Here is an 18,386-nt window from a genome sequence, read left to right as displayed (position 1 = left end):
CTTGATTTCACACCATAAAAGTAATCAACCGTTGCTATTCATCCAGCTTCTACTATATAATAGCTATAGTCTACAATAATTGAGTCGTAATATGCGATTTTTTAAGACAATCGGTGAGAAAACGCTGAAATAAGCGGTATTAGTAGGAGGACACAAATGATTACAGTAAGTAACGTTAGTTTGCGTTTCGCGGATCGCAAATTGTTTGAAGATGTTAACATAAAATTTACGCCAGGTAATTGCTACGGTTTAATTGGAGCAAACGGTGCTGGTAAATCAACATTTCTAAAGATTTTATCTGGAGAAATCGAACAATCAACAGGTGACATACATATTACGCCAGGTGAGCGTCTAGCAGTATTAAAACAGAACCACTTCGAATATGAAGAGTTCCCAGTATTAGAAACAGTAATTATGGGTCACACACAACTTTATAAAGTAATGCAAGAGAAAAATGCTATTTACATGAAAGAAGACTTTAGTGATGAAGATGGTATGCGTGCTGCTGAACTTGAAGGTGAGTTCGCTGAGCTTAACGGTTGGGAAGCTGAGTCAGAAGCTGCAATCTTACTAAAAGGACTTGGTATTGGTGAAGATCTTCATGATAAGAAATTATCAGAATTAACTGGGGCAGAGAAAGTAAAAGTATTACTTGCTCAAGCTTTATTCGGTAAACCTGACATTCTATTACTAGATGAGCCTACCAACCATTTGGACTTAAAAGCGATTCAATGGTTAGAGAACTTCTTAATGAACTTTGAAAATACAGTAATCGTTGTATCCCATGACCGTCACTTCTTAAATAAAGTTTGTACGCACATGGCTGATCTTGATTTCGGTAAAATTCAACTTTATGTTGGTAACTATGACTTCTGGTACGAGTCAAGCCAATTAGCTTTAAAATTAACACAAGATGCTAATAAGAAAAAAGAAGAGAAAGTAAAAGAGTTACAAAACTTCATTGCACGCTTTAGCTCAAACGCATCTAAAGCGAAACAAGCAACTTCTCGTAAAAAATTATTAGATAAAATTACATTAGATGATATTAGACCATCATCACGTCGTTATCCATTCGTTGGTTTCACACCTGAGCGTGAAATAGGAAATGACTTATTAACTGTTGAAGGTCTTTCTAAAACAATTGATGGTGAAAAAGTGTTAGATAATGTGTACTTCACTTTAAATAAAGGTGATAAAGTTGCATTTATCGGTCGTAACGATATTGCGATGACAACATTATTTAAAATCCTTATGGGTGAAATGGAGCCAGATAGCGGTTCATTCAAATGGGGTGTTACAACATCTCAATCGTATTTCCCAAGAGATAACTCTAAATACTTTGAGAACAGTGACTTCAACTTAGTTGATTGGTTACGCCAATTCTCTCCACAAGATGAGTCAGAAAGCTTCTTACGTGGTTTCTTAGGCCGTATGTTATTCTCAGGTGAAGAAGTTAAGAAGAACGTTTCTGTATTATCTGGAGGCGAAAAAGTTCGTTGTATGCTATCTAAAATGATGTTAAGTGGTGCGAACGTAATCACACTTGACGATCCAACGAACCACTTAGACCTTGAGTCTATCACTGCATTAAACAACGGTTTAATTGCATTCAAAGGTACAATGTTATTCACATCTCATGACCATCAGTTCGTACAAACAATTGCAAACCGCATTATCGAAGTAACGCCAAACGGTGTAATCGATAAAGAGGCAACTTACGATGAGTTCTTAGAAAATGATGAACTTCAAAAACAAGTAGATGCAATGTACAAAGGTCAATAATAAACGATGAAAAGGAGCTGTCTCACAAGTCGAGTTTTCGACTGTGTGCCAGCTCTTTTTTGTCATTTACTGAAAGGGAAATATAAATTTTATTTTCAAATAAAGCGAATAATTATTCAACAATAATATTAATGATAGCAAGAAATTTTTGAAGTAGGGATAAACCTTGAAATGATAATAAACTGTTTTTTATAGTGAATTTTAGTATATTGCATTAATGTTCCAAAATTGGAGATAGATATGTTTGCGGATTTATGAATAAAGGTTTATAGTGGGTAATGTTCTAATTAGCGGATGAATTTAGGGAAGAACTTAATGTAAGAACTTAATGTAAGAAAACAGGAAATGTTACAAAATTATTTTATTAAATAGAAACCAAGGTCAAAATGTTTAAAAAGAAATAGTTGAATAAATAATAGCTTCAAATTATAATTACTAATATTCTTCATATAGTTAAACAAATAAAACCTATTTGAAGAAGAAAAATTGAATAGAGAGACAGACTTATATCAAAATAAGCCTTGGATGATCAAAAGAGGTGGAGAAATGAAACAATTACTATTAAAGAGTAAACGAGTGTTAAGCAATCATTTTGGATTTTTCGTGTTTGCCGTTATTTTATTCTGGTTAAAAACATACGCAGCTTATGTGACAGAATTTAATTTAGGGATATCAAACACAATCCAAAAGTTCTTACTGTTTTTCAACCCGTTAAGCTCAGCAGTTCTATTTTTAGGTCTTGCATTATTCGCAAAGGGGAAACGAGCTTACATTTGGTTAATTGTTATTAATTTGCTAATGTCTATACTTTTATACGCAAACGTAGTATATTACCGCTTTTTCAGCGATTTTATTACGTTCCCGACATTAACACAAACGAATAACTTTGGAGATTTAGGTGGTAGTATTTTTGCATTGCTACACTTATATGATCCGCTATATTTCTTAGATACAATCATTTTAATTGTTTTAGTCGCAATGAAATTTGTAAATCCTAAACCAATCCGTGTTGCGAAGCATAAATTATCTCTAGTATTTTTAGTAGGTATTTTATTCTTTAGTATTAACTTAGGACTTGCAGAATCTGACCGTCCTGAATTATTAACTAGAACATTTGACCGCAATTATATCGTGAAATATTTAGGGGCGTACAACTATACGATTTATGATGGCATTCAAAGTGCGAAAGCATCAACAGAACGTGCATTAGCAGATGGAGATAGTATGACAGAAGTAAGAAACTATCTTGCATCAAGTTATGCAAGTCCAAATCCTGAGTATTTTGGTAAAGGAAAAGGAATGAACGTAATTTATATTCATCTAGAGTCATTCCAAAACTTTTTACTAAACTACAAACTAAATGGCCAAGAAGTTACACCGTTCTTAAACTCATTTACAAAAGATGCGAATACGTTATACTTTGATAACTTCTTCCATCAAACAGGACAAGGTAAAACATCTGATGCGGAGTTTATGTTAGAGAATTCAATGTTTGGATTACCACAAGGATCTGTTTTTACAAACAAAGCTCATAACACGTATCAATCAGCACCAGCTATTTTAGGTCAACAAGGATACACATCAGCAGTGTTCCACGGTAACTACAAAACGTTCTGGAACCGTGATGATATTTATAAATCATTTGGTTTTAATAAATTCTTTGATGCGTCATACTATGATATGAATGAAAAAGATGTAGTAAACTATGGCTTAAAAGATAAACCGTTCTTTAATGAATCAATTCCGTTATTACAAACGTTAAAACAACCGTTCTATACGAAGTTCATTACGTTATCGAACCATTTCCCTTATCCTATTGATAAAGCGGAAGCAACGATTGAACCAGCGAAAACAGGTGACTCTTCTGTAGATACGTATTTCCAAACAGCACGCTATTTAGATGAGTCTGTAAAAGGCTTCATGGATTACTTGAAACAATCTGGTTTATACGATAATTCAATTATCGTTATGTACGGTGACCATTACGGTATTTCAGATAATCATGGCGCAGCAATGTCTCAAATAATGGGTAAAGAAATGAACTCATTTGAAAATGCGCAGTTACAACGTGTACCTTTAATCATTCGCGTACCAGGAATGAAAGGTGGCGTACAACATCAATACGGCGGAGAAATTGACGTTCTTCCAACGTTATTACACTTACTAGGTACAGATACAAAGAATTATGTCCAATTCGGATCAGATTTATTATCGCCGGATCATAAACAAGTTGTTGCATTCCGTAACGGTAACTATGTAAGCCCAACAGTTACTGCGCTGAATGGCAAATACTATGATACAGCGACTGGAAATCCTGTAGAATTTACAGACGAAATAAAACAAAATGAACAAATGGTTCAAAAATCACTAAAATACTCTGACCAAGTTGTTAACGGCGACTTATTACGATTCTACACACCAGAAGGCTTCACTCCAGTAGATCGTTCTAAGTACAACTATAACCATCGTGATAAAAATAAAACGAAGGTGAAGACGACTGAAGACGGGGAAACAAAATAAATAATATAAAATCCTACTCGTATGGAATACTATCTATACGAGTAGGATTTTTTGTATTAAGAGTTACTTTCGTATTTTTGAATTGTTGCTTTTTTAGGCATAAAACATGCAATAATCAAAGCTAAAAAAGAAAAGACTAACATAAATACGTAGGCATCACTTGAGCTGAAGATAGAAGATAACTTTGTTACTTGCATAGCTGATATGCTTCCATTCTCACTAGATAACTGTGAAATATGTGAAGTCGATTGAATTGTATATACAGTGATGATGACTGCTGTTCCAATAGCACCTGCTAACTGGCGAATCGTATTATTTACTGCTGAACTATGTGAACCAAGTTCTCTTGGTAAAGCGTTTAAGCCTGCTGTGTTTAAAGGCATCGAAATGAAACTTAATCCAATTCGTAGAATAATGGTACGAACCATTAGATACATATAAGTTGTGGATTCAGTCAAATCAATTACACCCCACATCGAAATAATGATACATATTAAACCTGTAATAAAGAGTGGTTTTGCCCCGTATTTATCAAACATTTTCCCTGTGATAGGTGATAAGAAGGCATTAATTACAGCTCCAGGTAATAGAAGTAAACCTGATTCAAATGCAGTAAAACCTCGTCCATTTTGCAAGTAAATCGGTAAAAGAATTAAATCAGCATACATAATCATCGTAATGAGTACGTTAATGACGGATGTAAGAGTGAAAACTTTATACTTAAATACTGATAAATTCAATAATGGATCGTTAGACTTTATTTGACGTATACAGAATAAAGCTGTAACGATTATACCGATGATAATTGTTGTAATAACAACTGGGTGATCCCATCCTTTGCTTCCTGCACTACTAAATCCGAATATAACACAACCAAAGCCAATCGTTGATAAAATGACACTTACGATATCTAATTTTGCTTTTGTTGTATCTGCAACATTCATCAAGTATTTAAGTGCGAGAATAATAACAATGAATACAAATGGAGCTAATCCAATAAATAGCCATCTCCATGATACATATTCAATGATAAAGCCAGATAATGTTGGAGCGATGGCTGGCGCAAAAATTATGGCAAAGCCGATGGTCCCCATAATACTTCCACGCTTTTCACTAGGGTATAAATATAAAATAACAGTCATCATTAGTGGCATAATAATTCCTGCCCCAACTGCTTGAATCATTCTTCCTATTAACAGAATGCCAAAATTCATGGCGCATGCACAAAGGACAGTCCCAATAAACAAAGAGAGCATCGAGCTAATAAATAGCTGCCTTGTTGTAAATCGTTTCATTAAAAATGCAGTAATTGGTACCAGAACACCATTTATGAGCATAAAGCCTGTCGATAGCCATTGAACTGTTGCAGCCGTAACATCAAATACTTCCATTAAATTACTCATCGCCACATTTAATAGCGTCTGATTTAATGTTGATAAAAAACAACCGGTAATGAGGACAACTAATATAATTTTTTTATTTCTTTCTGATATTTCCCTTTGCATTGGTAAACTCCTTCATTGTTTTCTTGATTTATCGACATCATGTCGATAAAATTAATGGTAACAAAATATATTTTCTTTGACCATGAACAGTTTTTTTGAAAATGTTCACTACTCGACATAGAAGGTATGCACTGTCGAGTAAGTAAAGAGAAAATCTATAAAAGAGTTTCAAAATGTCTACATCTAAAAAAGAAGATCCTCGTACAGTTCGTTCAAGAGAAATGTTTAAAAATGCTGTTTTTTCTCTTTTATGTGAGAATCCTAGTATTTCAAGCTTAACGGTTCAGAAAGTAGCAACAACGGCAGGATTAAATTGAACAACCTTTTACTTACATTATCAAGATATTCAAGATTTACTAGACCAAATCACTAACGAGATTTTAAATGAGCTTTCTAATAAAATTGTTGATTTAATACATGCAAAAGATTTATCAGAAAAACAAAAGCTAACACAATTGCTTGATTATTTATATATCCACCGAAATTATTTATTTATATTATTTAAAATGAATCAATTTGAGGAGCAATTATTTTTATTTTTAAAGCAATTAATAGAAACGAGAAGAGAGAATACGAAAAAGGATTTACCTGATGATTATGTTGCAGTTGATATTAAAACAGCCTCTTTGGTAGGTATCATCATGTGGTGGATAAGGAATGGACTTCACTTTAGTTCAGATTATATTGCAAATCAAATTTATTTTATGTATAAAGGGTAATGATTTTAAGGATCGGAATTAATAAAACTTTAACAAACAAAAGATTCCGAGAAAGAAGGGGATATTCATGAATTTTAAAAATGAAAAAGTAACATTACATTTAGAGGTTATGAAATACCAATATAAAGATGCAAAAGACGAGTGTGATAGAAATTGGTTAATAGTAAAAGCGAGACTATCAGAAGAAAATAAAGGTTTTGAAACTATGGATCCTTTTTTACAAACTACCGACTTACAGTACATGATAAAATGGTTTCAATCATTACCAAACCCAACATATAACGAACTAGATTTCATAGAACCAAATGTAGCGTTTGAATTTATTGGAGAAAAAGAAGGGGAGTTTCACATTGTTATTCGCTTATCGCAGGAACTTAATCCTTCATGGTGTAAGGAAGAGGAGTACGAATTTTCTATCGGTATAACTCAAGAGGATATAGATACTATTACTCGTTCTATTGAAGAGCAACAACGAAAATTCCCAAAACGATAAAAAAAGACTTGATAACCTACAAGAGGGAATCAAGTCTTTTTATTACATACGATTATCATGCCAGAAGTTTAATGGGAAGTGTTCGTTCTCATTGTAGGCTTCTAATTCATATCCTTTTTCTTTCAGTCCTTTAATAATTCCAGGTACTGCTTTAACTGATTGTGGATGAATATCGTGCATTAGAATAACTTCTGTTGGCTGGTTAGCGCCTTTTAGAACGTGTTCTACGATTTTAGCAGATGCAGCGTCTGCTGGCATTTTGTTGTAATTCCAGTCTAATGAATCAATTGTCCAGTCCCAAACTTTTAAACCATTTTCGACAACTTTGTTGCGAAGGGCTTCATTTAATCCTGGCATTGAACCATAAGCAGGACGTGTTAATACTGGTGATTTTCCTAGAACACCAGCGATTAAGCCTTGGTCTTCTTTCATTTCATCAACGTAATGACCTTCTGTGTAAAGCTTCTTGTAGTTATGAGTCATACTGTGCATCCCAACATAGTGGCCTTCAGCATCTTCGCGTTTTACAAGGTCAGGGAAGGCTTTAACGTTTGAACCAATTAGGAAGAATGTTGCTTTTGCATTTTCACTCTTTAACATATCTAAAAGCTCAGCTGTGTATTTTCCAGGACCATCATCAAATGTTAAGTAAGCAACTTTTCTAACTTGCCCGTTATAGTGCTTTGGAGCTTCTTTTGGTGCTAGGGATGTTTGGATTTCACTTACAAGTTGAACAGATTTAGCTTCATCCTCTGTACTGGCTAGAGCGGTATGTGTTGATCCGTAAGCGGCCTCGTATGTAAATAATACCCCGACGCATATAAACAGAGCCCTTTTTACTAAAGTTGTCATCCGAATTCCATTGCGCATAATTTTCCTTCTCTCTATAAAAGTTCTACTCTATTATATTAGCAATTTTAGAGGGGGAAATGCAAAAAAACTTTTTACAAGCGTGAAAAAGTTTGTAAAAAAATATGCAAGATTTCAGCGTTTTTGCAGGTTTAATAAAATGAAACAAGAATTGAATGTATGGAACTGCATTTATTACGGTTCATACATGTTTTTAGTTTCGGAGAGGGAGGATAAGTATGAAAAAATTAGCTTGTTTACATGCTCATCATTCAAATATTGAATACATTGACCGAGCGTTTCAATCTTTTGAAATAGAAATACTCCATTTTGTAGATCCCATTTTATCACACATATTAAAAAAAGATTGCGATTTTGAAAGAGAACAAGCACGAAATAAATTGAATGATCTTTTAAAATATATTGCCGAAAGTGATGTGGATACACTTTTAATAACTTGTACAGATTATATTACGCTATTAGATGAGAATTTCAAAATAGATATACCTATATTGAAAATTGATGAGCCATTCTTTGAAATGCTTTGTCATGTTGAAGAACCACAAACAATAGTTTTTACGAATGCCAGCACTGTTTTAGGAACGATGGAACGTTTAAAACAATACGCTCGGCAGAATAATAAATCCATACATATAAAAGTAGAAGTGATAGAAGGTATATTTGAGTTAATTATGCAAGGTCGTAAAGAAGAGTATGATACTAAATTAGAAAAGTATTTATATGAAATTATGAAAAGTAGAAACGAAATGCTTTCAGTTGCACAATTATCGATGGTAGATGCTTCTACAAGGATAGAAAATGCTTCTACAAGGATAGAAAATATAATAGGAAGGAACATAATAAATCCGTTGAATGCGTTAGTAGAGTATTATATAGAGAGTGTGAAAAATAAATAAGAAAATGTAGTTTGTTTTAGAATGCATAATTAAAATTTCACATACCGTATATAAAAAATAAATATAGGAAAACCAAAAAATAATGTAGAATATATCGTACATACATATGTGAAGTCAACAAAATATATAAAAGAGGTGGACATATGTTACTTGAAGAAGTAATGCAGCAACTAGAGGAATATGGAACAGAACAAAATCGTAAAACCTTTAAAAATCATGGGGCGAAAGAGCCTTTATTCGGAGTTAGTTTTGCGAATTTAAAATTGTTAAAAAAGAAGATAAAAAAAGATCATGATTTAGCAATCTCATTATGGGAAACAAAAAATATGGATGCAATGACTTTAGCAACGATGATTTTAGATCCAAAGAAACTAACGTCAGAACAGTTAAATAGATGGGTACAACAAGTTGATTATTATTGTTTAATGGACGTTCTTATGACGGCTATATGTACGTCACCAATCGCTATAGAAAGAATGGAAGAATGGACGAAATCTGACGATGAATGGATTGGAAGAGCTGGTTGGTCTTTATTAGCGAATATCGCTATGAAAAATAAAGCGTTAGATGATGATTTCTTCTTACCGTATTTAGAAGAGATTAAAATTCATATACATAATGAGAAAAATCGAAAAAGAGAAGCGATGAATAGAGCTTTAATTGCGATAGGGGTCCGGAATGAAAGTTTGGAACAACAAGCAATTGAAATTGCACGTGAGATTGGAAAAGTAGAAGTTGATCACGGTGCAACGTCATGCAAAACACCAGATGCAGAAGCCTATATTAAAAAAACACGAGAAAGAGCTGAAAAAAAGAAAGTAAAATAAGAGAAGGGGAAAGGCTATGCAACCAATTGAAGCGGCAAGAAGCATAATTACATCACAATTTCCGAATTGTGATGTAGCTTTACTAGGGGGAAGTGTTGCTAGAGGAGAGGCTACGAAAACATCTGACCTTGATGTTGTAATATTTGATCAAAATTTGTCATCTTGTTATAGAGAATCTTTCTATAGTAATGGCTGGCCTGTTGAAGTTTTTGTACATAATTTTGAAACGTACAAAACCTTTTTCAAAAGTGATTGTGAACGCGGGAGACCTTCATTACCTCAATTAGTTTCAGAAGCGTTTGTCTTAAAAGGAAAAGAAAAAATTGTAGCAGAGCTAAAAAGAGAAGCAAATGAACTATTAAATAACGGTCCTGAAAAATGGACCGAGGAAACGATGAAGCAGAAGCGCTATTTTATTACGGATGCTTTGGATGACTTTATTGGTGCGACAAAGAGAGAAGAAGAGTTGTTCATCGCAAATTTATTAGCTGATTTAGTACATGAATATGTTTTGAGGGTAAATGGCCAATGGCTTGGAAATTCAAAATGGTTCATTAGAGTATTGAAAAGGTACGACGAAGTATATGCAGAGAAATTTGTTGCGGTTTTTGATCAATTTTATAAAACAGGGGAGAAAAAGGAATTAATTGCTTTTATAGAAAAAACGTTAGAAGAGTATGGTGGAAGAATCTTCGAAGGATTTTCTATAGGGAAATGAGAAAGGGAAATGAGAAGGGGTAGCAAAATGAATTTACCAATTGTTCAATTAAGAGAACTATCACTAGATGATGTAGAAGATAGGTACAGGTGGTCATTAGATACAGAAGTAACAAAGCACCTAGTTGTACCAGATCAATATCCACCGTTCACTCGTGAAGATACGAGAAGGTGGATCGAGACGTGTATAAGTCGAAAAAATGGATATGAACAACGAGCTATTCTAACTGATAAGGGTATACACATTGGATGGGTAGATATTAAAAATTTTGATAAAACGAATAAAAATGCTGAACTAGGGATTGCAATTGGAAATAAAGAACATTGGGGTAAAGGATATGGAATGGCAGCTTTATACAGTATGTTACAAATTGGCTTTTCTGAATTCGAATTAGAAAAAATATGGCTACGAGTAGACGAAGATAATTTACAAGCTAGAAAGAGTTATGAAAAAGCTGGATTTGTTTGTGAAGGAATAATGAGAAATGATAGATTACGTCATGGTGAATTCATCGCTATCGTTATAGTATGTTAAAAGAAGAATATCAGTCTTTATTTAATAGATTATAAAAATATTATGTTAACTAAAAGGGGTAGGGAAATGATTCGATTACTTACTAAAGAAGATGCAGAACAATATTGGGATTTACGTTTACAAGCATTACAAGTAAATCCAGAGGCGTTTATAACAACTTATGAAGAGGCAATCCGTCAGGAAAATCCTATTGACCGAGTTGCAAGTAATTTAACATCTGCTACTAGTTGTACATTCGGTGCTTTTAAGAAAGAAAATCAATTAATTGGAGTTGTCACTTTACTAACAGAAGAGAAAGAGGCATATAAGCATAAAGGTCATATCGTTGCGATGTATGTAGATGCACAAAACAGACGGAACGGATTGGCACGTGAGTTAATTGCAAAAGCAATTCAAAGAGCGCGAGATATAAAACTAGAGCAATTAACCTTAGGAGTTGTATCCACAAACGAACCAGCAAAAAAATTGTATGGATCAATGGGCTTTAAAACGTATGCAATTGAAAAAAGAGCTATAAAGATGAATGGTGTGTATAGTGATGATGAAAATATGGTGTTGTTTCTTTAAAGACTGCATGTATAATTAAATTTTTGAATATTAATTATATTCATTTTGTTATTTAGTATAAGAAGAAACTATATAAGGGGTTTTACGATGAAAGCTATTGCAATAGGGATATTGGCATCGTTTTTCTTTGCCTTTACCTTCGTTTTAAATCGGGCGATGGACTTAGAAGGTGGAAGCTGGATTTGGAGTGCATCGTTACGGTATTACTTTATGGTCCCAATGTTATTACTTATTGTCATGTATAGAGGGAACTTAAAACAACTTTTTCAATATATGAAAAATAATCCGAAAGAATGGCTATTATGGAGTATTGTTGGATTTGGTCTCTTTTATGCACCGCTTAGTTTCGCTGGAGCGTTTGGACCCGGTTGGCTCGTTGCTTCAACTTGGCAAATTACGATAGTTGCAGGTATATTGTTAACACCATTTTTCGCGGTAGATCCATTACATAAAAAACTTCCGATAAAGGAATTAGTAATGTCCGGTATTATTTTATTCGGTGTTGTTCTCATGCAAGTAGAACACGCTTCTTCTTTAGGAATCCGTAAAACCGTTTTATGTGTAGTTCCTGTACTCATTGCAGCATTTGCGTATCCGCTTGGAAATCGAAAAATGATGCAAGTATGTAAAGGGGAATTAGATGTATTTCAGCGGGTTCTCGGTATGACTTTAGCAAGTTTACCATTTTGGTTTATACTATCTGGTTACGAGATATCTGTAAATGGATTACCGTCAAGTAGCCAAGTTATCCAATGTTTTATCGTAGCAATTAGTTCAGGTTTAATTGCGACAGTATTGTTCTTCTTTGCGACTGATCTTGTAAAAGATGATCCGCAAAAATTAGCAACAGTTGAAGCGACACAGTCCGGTGAAGTTTTATTTGCGTTAGTAGGAGAGCTTCTCTGGTTATCTGCTCCAATTCCATCTTCTTTATCTTGGATTGGAATGAGTCTCGTTATTGTTGGAATGATATTGCATAGTTATGTAGCTGTAGTTGTGAAAAAAGAAGAAAAAATAACTGCGTAAATAGATTAGCTCTTTCCTATAAAGAGCTAGTCTTTTTTCATGGAAAGGGATGACGATATGATGATACAACGTGTTGAGCATATAGAAAAAGATCAGTATTAAAGCATGCGACTGGTCCAAGTGAAATAAATATAATTAAAGCGGTGTCATTGTATGAAAATAATCATGTAGTGCTATATAAATATGGGAATAAGGCTTGCATTGGAATAGCGTTAATTGATACAAATAGAGCGAGAATATGCCACATAGCTGTTGATGAAAAATATCGTCATTAAGGAATTGTACTTCAAATGATAAGAGAAATAATTAGGAAGTATGAGTTAACATATATAGAGGCAGAGGCAGAGGCAGAGGCAGAGGCAGAGACAGACGCAGAGGCAGTTGAATTTTATAAAAAGTGTAGGTTTAAGATTAAAAGTTTGGGAGAAAAACATCCAGGGGTGGAAAGATTTCATTGCCATTTCAAGAATGAACAGTTTAAAAGTTTATGAAATATGTAATTTTACATATTTAGTTTAGTTTGAAAAAAACGATATATACAGTATATAATAAAGATAACTGGAAAAATATAGATAAATAGAAATTAGGTGTAAAACACATGAGAATGGATAAAAGCAAATTTGTGAAAATTGCAGCTTCAATAGGAGTGTCATCTTTTCTATTAACAGGATGTGCTGATAATGATGAAGAGAGCACACAAAAAGAAAGTAGTGCTGTAAAATTAGATGGTACGAAGCAAGAAAGCGAACAAGAAACATTAAATTGTGATGATAAAGCACCAACAACAGAAAATATAGAAAAAGAAGAATTATGTAGAGAGAATCATTCACCTGCTACATTTAATAATGAGGGTTCACACTTGCCAATACTTCCGTTTGTAGCTGGTTATTTATTAGCAAGTAAGACGTCGAATATGTATAATACGGCGAAACCAAATCTTATGAAGAAACCATATACTAATAATATTATCCCATACAGTGAAAAGGATGAGCGCAGAACTGGTGGCAGTGGTGGTGGATATTATGGAGGCACTAGTAGTAATAATGATTCTTCAAAGAAAGTGGATTTAAATAAGCAACAGCCGAACAATTCGACTAAAGTGACGCCAGATTCAAATACGTCAAAATCTTCTACTACACAAACGCCGAAAGTGAATTCTGGTTCAAGTGGAATTGGAAACGCAAAAACACCAGCTGGATCCTAATTTGAAAGGATAATGGAGAAATGTATACAGAAAAAGAACAGGAAGAGTATATGAAAATCTGGTTTTCTCTTGCAGAAGAGGCTGGTAGAAATGGATTTACATGGCCGAGTTTGTTAGAGAGTGAAGTATGGAATCAATATATGGCAACTGGTATGTATCGTATGCCAGTACGTACATATACTGCAATTTCTAAAGCGACAGAAGAAATTATGTATGTGTTATATAAAACATATCAATACATTACAAATACACCAGCGCAATTTCAAAAACTTAGTTTTCCACCAGAGACGTGGGAAATTGCAAGAATGAAACATACTGGTTTATTCTCATATTTTACAAGGCTTGATTTTATCGTAAATCATGATGATATTAAATTAATTGAAGTAAATTGCGATACTCCGACCGGTTATTTAGAACCATCTGTCGCGAATGAAGTATTGTGTCGATATCATGATGTAAATCATCCGAATCATATTGAAGAGCATATTGTGCAAGCTTGGGAACAAATTAAACATGATTACAAAATAAGTCCTGACGAAACGATTTATTTTACAAGCTACGATTGGCATGATGAAGATCATCAAACAGTTCAGTTTTTAAGAAGTTATTGCTTACAACAACAAACGGATTATGTAGGAATACAAGATATTGTTGTTGCAGATGATGGATTATATACACCGAGCGGAGACCGAATTAAATATTTATACCGACTATATCCAATTGAATATTTAGTGTCGGACGTTGATAAGAATGGAAAAAGAATTGGTCTACAATTTTTAGATCATATCGCACAAGAAAGAGTGCAAATTATAAATCCGCCTGCCGCCTTTGTAGTGCAAAATAAAGGTGTACTCGCATTAATTTGGCAACTTTACGAAGATGAAGTTTTCTTTGAAAAAGAAGAGCGAGAGATCATTAAGAAATACTTCCTTCCAACGTATTTTACAAATAAACGATTCTTAGAAAGAAAAGAATCATATGTTTCAAAACCATTATTTGGACGCGAAGGCGGCGGAGTTTCTATTTATGAAAATGATGAACTATTAGCTGAAGATCAAACAGAGTATTATTTTGAACAACGAAAAATATATCAGCAATACGTAGACATGCCTGACTATACAATTGATACGTGGGATGGACCGTATACTGGTAAACTACTTATCGGTTCTCATTGTATTAGCGGAAGAGCAGCGGGACTGTTTTTACGAGTAGGTGAAAGAATAACAGGGAATTTATCAATGTTCACTGGGGTTACGATTGAAGGATAATATGTATAGCAAAGGTAGAGACCGTATTCGTATGATAGTTGATGAGAATGATATTCCATGTATGAAGTTTTTAGATGCTGAAGGAAAGGTTATGTATACACTCCCGCCAGAATAATAATCTTAGAATATATTTTGTAGTAGCTAACGTTTCATGATGTTGAAAGAAATGTAAACTTAAATGCAATATATCGATGAATAATATATTAAGGGGCTCGACTTTCAATGGCAAGAAAACTATTAACACAAAGGTTCCCGATTTTAATTCCTTTCAGAATTAGACAACGCAGGTTGTTTAAAAAAATATATGACCGTCTTGAAGGGTATAAATTTCCAAAAACATTTGAACAAAACCCATTACCTTACAGAATTTATAAACATAAATCTTTACTTATTAGAAAATTAGGTGATACGGACATACAGCTGCAATACAACAAAATTACTAATCTAAGATTAGCTATAAGCAAAATAAACAAGGTTGTAATTAAACCGGGAGAAACATTTTCATTTTGGCATCTTGTTGGTAATTCTGATGAAAAGGCTGGATATAAAGAAGGAATTATTTTAATGAATGGTGAAGCGATAAAGGGAATAGGCGGTGGTCTTTGTCAGTTAGGGAATCTTCTCTACTGGATGTTTCTTCATTCAGAGTTGGAAACAGTAGAAAGGTATCGTCATAGTTTTGATCCATTCCCTGACTATGGACGGGTGATTCCATTTGGAACAGGCGCTACTTTGATGAATGGGATTATTGATTTAAAATTAAAGAACAATTCGAATATTTCCTATCAAATTAATCTACATATTGACGAGGAATACATTTACGGAGAAATTAGGGCATCACAGTATCCCCCATATTCGTATTCTATTATTGAAGAGGATCATCGTTTTGTAAAAAAGGCAGATGGTCAAGTATACAGGAAAAATAAAATTTATAAAAAAATTGTTGATCGTGTCACAGGTAACATAGTTGGTAAAGAACTAATCATAGAAAATGATTGCCTAGTAAAATATGAAGTAGATGATGAGAAAATAGCAGGTTCTTCATAAATCGAAATTTTCACTCGTTTAAAGATATTTGAAATAGCAATGTAAAACATTTCAAATTAAACTCTTCCAAGGAAAATATATGAGGTCACATGTAAGCAATATGTAGTATTTCGCACATCGAAATAGAAAGAGCCCTATGATAGAACTGTAAAGTCAGCTATTCTAGGGCTTCGTTTATTGTGTTTTGATTTAGGAATGAAACAAGTGGTTTTGTTATTGTACTTCGTTCATTCTACAATAGAGCGGATAATTAAGTTAAAAATTAAGAAAAATATGATAATATATTTATGTATTAGTTTAAATCAAAATGGGGGAACAATCGTGAAAATGAATGAAATAGTGACGAATACACAATTTCCAAATACAATCGCAACAATTACAAATGATTTGAAAGAACTAGGGATAGAAAAAGGAATGACAGTTATTGTACATTCTTCGTTAAGTTCCATTGGCTGGGTATCTGGCGGAGCAGTTGCGGTAGTAGAGGCATTAATGAAAGTTGTTACGGAAGAGGGAACAATTATTATGCCGACGCAATCTTCGGATTTATCTGATCCGAAAAATTGGGCAAGACCACCTGTACCAGAAGACTGGTGGCAAATTATCCGTGATAACGTCCCAGCATTTGACCCACGTATAACACCAACAAGGGCAATGGGAAAAGTGGCTGAATGTTTTCGTACATATCCGAATGTATTGCGGAGCAACCATCCGCTCAGTAGTTTTGCAGCATGGGGGAAACATGCGGAGGAAATTACAGCGAATCATTCACTTTCCATAAGTTTTGGAGAAGAATCGCCATTAAGAAAAATATACGATTTAGATGGATACATATTATTACTTGGTGTCGGGTATGACTCCAATACATCCGTTCATTTATCTGAAGTACGTACAGGAGCGCGTGAATTAATAAAAGTAGGAGCTCCTATTATAGAGAACGGTGTAAGAGTATGGAAAGAGTTTGATGAAATGGATTATGATTCTGATACGTTTGTAGAGATTGGAATGGAGTTCGAACGTAAAGGAACTGTAACGCTTGGGACGATAGGGAATGCAACGTGCCGCTTTATGAAGCAACGTGATGTAGTTGACTATGGAACAGAGTGGTTTCGTGCGAAAAATCAGTAAGGGATGGTTATGATGAAGGGGAAAAAGGTATTAATTACGAGCGGTGGTTGTCTAGAAAAATGGGATCAAGTACGAGGACATACTAATTTAGCAAAAGGTACGATTGGAAGAATTCTTGCGGAAGAGCTAATGGCAAAAGGAGCACATGTTATATATTTACATGGCTATTTTGCTGAGAAGCCAGGCGATGTAAATAACCAATTAGAATTGCATCCATTTGAGGGGATTATTGATTTACAAGATAAGATGAAAAGTATTATTACACATGAAAAAATTGATGCAGTTATTATGGCTGCTGCGGGCTCAGATTGGATTGTTGAAAAAATCTGTGATCAAGATGGAACTGTTCTTAATATGAACGGAAAGATTTCAAGTGATATCGCACCAATTATTCATTTTCAAAAAGCACCAAAAGTATTAAAACAAATAAAGAACTGGGATCCAGAAACGATACTTGTTGGCTTTAAACTTGAAAGTGATGTAAATGAAGAGGAACTAATCGAAAGGGCGAATAAAAGAATGAACGATGCAAAAGCAAGTGTAATGGTAGCAAACTCACCGCATTCTTTATATTCTCGCGGAGCTGTGCATCATGTTATTGGAGAAAATGGTGATGTAAAGCTATGTAATGGAAAAGACGAAACAGCCAAAGAAATTGTAAGTAGATTAGAACACTTATGCAATCGCATTACAGCTTTGTAAATTTACGATTTTACAAAGAGATGAAGCCACATACTATGTAATAAATGTGATTGATAATGCCATTGGATATACATAATGAACAATTGTGAGGAGTGGATCCTATGGAACAATTATTAAAGCAAGCTATTAAATTAAAAAATGAAAAGAAATATGTGCAGTCTAGAGAGATACTAATAGGGTTAACAAACTTTACGAGAGATGCAGAAGTACTTTACCAATGTGCTTGGATACATGATGTAATGGGGCTTGAAACGGAAGCTGTTCCGTATTATGAACAAGCGATTGCGAATGGCCTTGAAGGTGAATCACTTTGTGGTGCTTATATAGGTCTTGGCAGTACGTATCGTTGTATAGGAGAATACGATAAAGCAATTGCCGTATTAGAAGCAGGGCTGAATAAATTTCCAGACAATGACGTGATGAAAGTATTTTTATCAATTGCAAAATACAATGTCAAAGATCATGAAGAAGCGATGAAAATACTGTTAGAAACTGTTGTGAAAGTAGATGAGGTAAAAGAATTTGAACGTGCCATTTCATTTTATAAAGACCATTTAAATGAGGTTTTTAAATAGAGGAG

The 18,386-nt window shown here is 34.0% G+C and carries 17 protein-coding genes and 3 pseudogenes; 18 read left to right on the top strand and 2 right to left on the bottom strand.

Annotated features, from left to right (window positions below):
- The first annotated feature begins 156 nt into the window (after positions 1-156).
- Together VK90_RS05940 and VK90_RS05935 are read left to right on the top strand one after the other, a co-directional pair.
- Entirely contained in the window at positions 157-1,782 is a 1,626-nt protein-coding gene (locus VK90_RS05940) for an ABC-F family ATP-binding cassette domain-containing protein (RefSeq protein WP_025150843.1), read from the top strand.
- Between the two features lie 546 nt (positions 1,783-2,328).
- On the top strand, positions 2,329-4,302 hold the full coding sequence (locus tag VK90_RS05935; RefSeq protein WP_048371182.1) for an LTA synthase family protein: 1,974 nt from the start codon (positions 2,329-2,331) through the stop codon (positions 4,300-4,302).
- Positions 4,303-4,358: 56 nt separating this feature from the next.
- On the opposite strand, the gene VK90_RS05930 is transcribed toward VK90_RS05935, so the two are convergent.
- Entirely contained in the window at positions 4,359-5,807 is a 1,449-nt protein-coding gene (locus VK90_RS05930) for a DHA2 family efflux MFS transporter permease subunit (RefSeq protein ID WP_048371180.1), read from the bottom strand.
- A 173-nt stretch (positions 5,808-5,980) separates the two neighbouring features.
- Between VK90_RS05930 and VK90_RS05925 the strand changes: the two are divergent.
- Together VK90_RS05925 and VK90_RS05920 are read left to right on the top strand one after the other, a co-directional pair.
- Positions 5,981-6,526, top strand: a pseudogene (locus VK90_RS05925) (TetR/AcrR family transcriptional regulator).
- A gap of 67 nt (positions 6,527-6,593) precedes the next feature.
- Positions 6,594-7,019, top strand: coding sequence for a WapI family immunity protein (locus tag VK90_RS05920; RefSeq protein WP_048371178.1), 426 nt, complete (start codon positions 6,594-6,596; stop codon positions 7,017-7,019).
- Positions 7,020-7,061: 42 nt separating this feature from the next.
- On the opposite strand, the gene VK90_RS05915 is transcribed toward VK90_RS05920, so the two are convergent.
- Entirely contained in the window at positions 7,062-7,889 is an 828-nt protein-coding gene (locus tag VK90_RS05915) for a peptidoglycan-N-acetylglucosamine deacetylase (RefSeq protein WP_048371176.1), read from the bottom strand.
- A gap of 218 nt (positions 7,890-8,107) precedes the next feature.
- Between VK90_RS05915 and VK90_RS05910 the strand changes: the two genes are divergently transcribed.
- The 14 genes and pseudogenes from VK90_RS05910 (at position 8,108) to VK90_RS05850 (ending at position 18,381) form a co-directional block, all read left to right on the top strand.
- Positions 8,108-8,785, top strand: a complete 678-nt coding sequence (locus tag VK90_RS05910) for a hypothetical protein (RefSeq protein ID WP_048371174.1) — start codon at positions 8,108-8,110, stop codon at positions 8,783-8,785.
- Positions 8,786-8,928: 143 nt separating this feature from the next.
- Positions 8,929-9,612, top strand: coding sequence for a DNA alkylation repair protein (locus VK90_RS05905; RefSeq protein ID WP_048371172.1), 684 nt, complete (start codon positions 8,929-8,931; stop codon positions 9,610-9,612).
- 16 nt (positions 9,613-9,628) lie between these two features.
- Positions 9,629-10,330: a nucleotidyltransferase domain-containing protein gene (locus VK90_RS05900; RefSeq protein ID WP_048371170.1), complete on the top strand. Its 702-nt coding sequence runs from the start codon at positions 9,629-9,631 to the stop codon at positions 10,328-10,330.
- Positions 10,331-10,357: 27 nt separating this feature from the next.
- A pseudogene (locus tag VK90_RS05895) lies at positions 10,358-10,899 on the top strand (GNAT family N-acetyltransferase).
- A gap of 31 nt (positions 10,900-10,930) precedes the next feature.
- Positions 10,931-11,431, top strand: coding sequence for a GNAT family N-acetyltransferase (locus VK90_RS05890; protein ID WP_048371166.1), 501 nt, complete (start codon positions 10,931-10,933; stop codon positions 11,429-11,431).
- A gap of 87 nt (positions 11,432-11,518) precedes the next feature.
- Entirely contained in the window at positions 11,519-12,457 is a 939-nt protein-coding gene (locus VK90_RS05885; RefSeq protein WP_048371164.1) for a DMT family transporter, read from the top strand.
- Positions 12,458-12,517: 60 nt separating this feature from the next.
- A pseudogene (locus tag VK90_RS05880) lies at positions 12,518-12,948 on the top strand (GNAT family N-acetyltransferase).
- A 107-nt stretch (positions 12,949-13,055) separates the two neighbouring features.
- Positions 13,056-13,661 (top strand): hypothetical protein, encoded by a 606-nt coding sequence (locus VK90_RS05875; RefSeq protein ID WP_048371162.1) that lies wholly within the window; start codon positions 13,056-13,058, stop codon positions 13,659-13,661.
- A gap of 20 nt (positions 13,662-13,681) precedes the next feature.
- Complete coding sequence (locus VK90_RS05870; RefSeq protein WP_048371161.1) at positions 13,682-14,929, top strand: glutathionylspermidine synthase family protein; 1,248 nt, start codon at positions 13,682-13,684, stop codon at positions 14,927-14,929.
- On the top strand, positions 14,919-15,044 hold the full coding sequence (locus VK90_RS31055; RefSeq protein ID WP_269431812.1) for a hypothetical protein: 126 nt from the start codon (positions 14,919-14,921) through the stop codon (positions 15,042-15,044). The genes VK90_RS05870 and VK90_RS31055 overlap by 11 nt, the downstream gene beginning before the upstream one ends.
- Positions 15,045-15,151: 107 nt before the next feature.
- Positions 15,152-15,976, top strand: coding sequence for a VanW family protein (locus tag VK90_RS05865; protein ID WP_048371158.1), 825 nt, complete (start codon positions 15,152-15,154; stop codon positions 15,974-15,976).
- Positions 15,977-16,222: 246 nt separating this feature from the next.
- A complete protein-coding gene (locus tag VK90_RS05860; protein WP_048371268.1) occupies positions 16,223-17,104 on the top strand; it encodes an aminoglycoside N(3)-acetyltransferase in 882 nt (293 codons plus the stop codon).
- A gap of 12 nt (positions 17,105-17,116) precedes the next feature.
- On the top strand, positions 17,117-17,806 hold the full coding sequence (locus VK90_RS05855; RefSeq protein ID WP_048371156.1) for a phosphopantothenoylcysteine decarboxylase domain-containing protein: 690 nt from the start codon (positions 17,117-17,119) through the stop codon (positions 17,804-17,806).
- Positions 17,807-17,907: 101 nt separating this feature from the next.
- Positions 17,908-18,381 (top strand): tetratricopeptide repeat protein, encoded by a 474-nt coding sequence (locus tag VK90_RS05850; protein WP_048371154.1) that lies wholly within the window; start codon positions 17,908-17,910, stop codon positions 18,379-18,381.
- The last annotated feature ends 5 nt before the right edge of the window (positions 18,382-18,386 follow it).

This window comes from Bacillus sp. LK2 (assembly GCF_001043575.1).
Lineage (GTDB): Bacteria > Bacillota > Bacilli > Bacillales > Bacillaceae_G > Bacillus_A > Bacillus_A paramycoides.
Note: the sequence above shows the minus strand (reverse complement) of the source record. Positions and strands in the feature narration are given on the sequence as shown.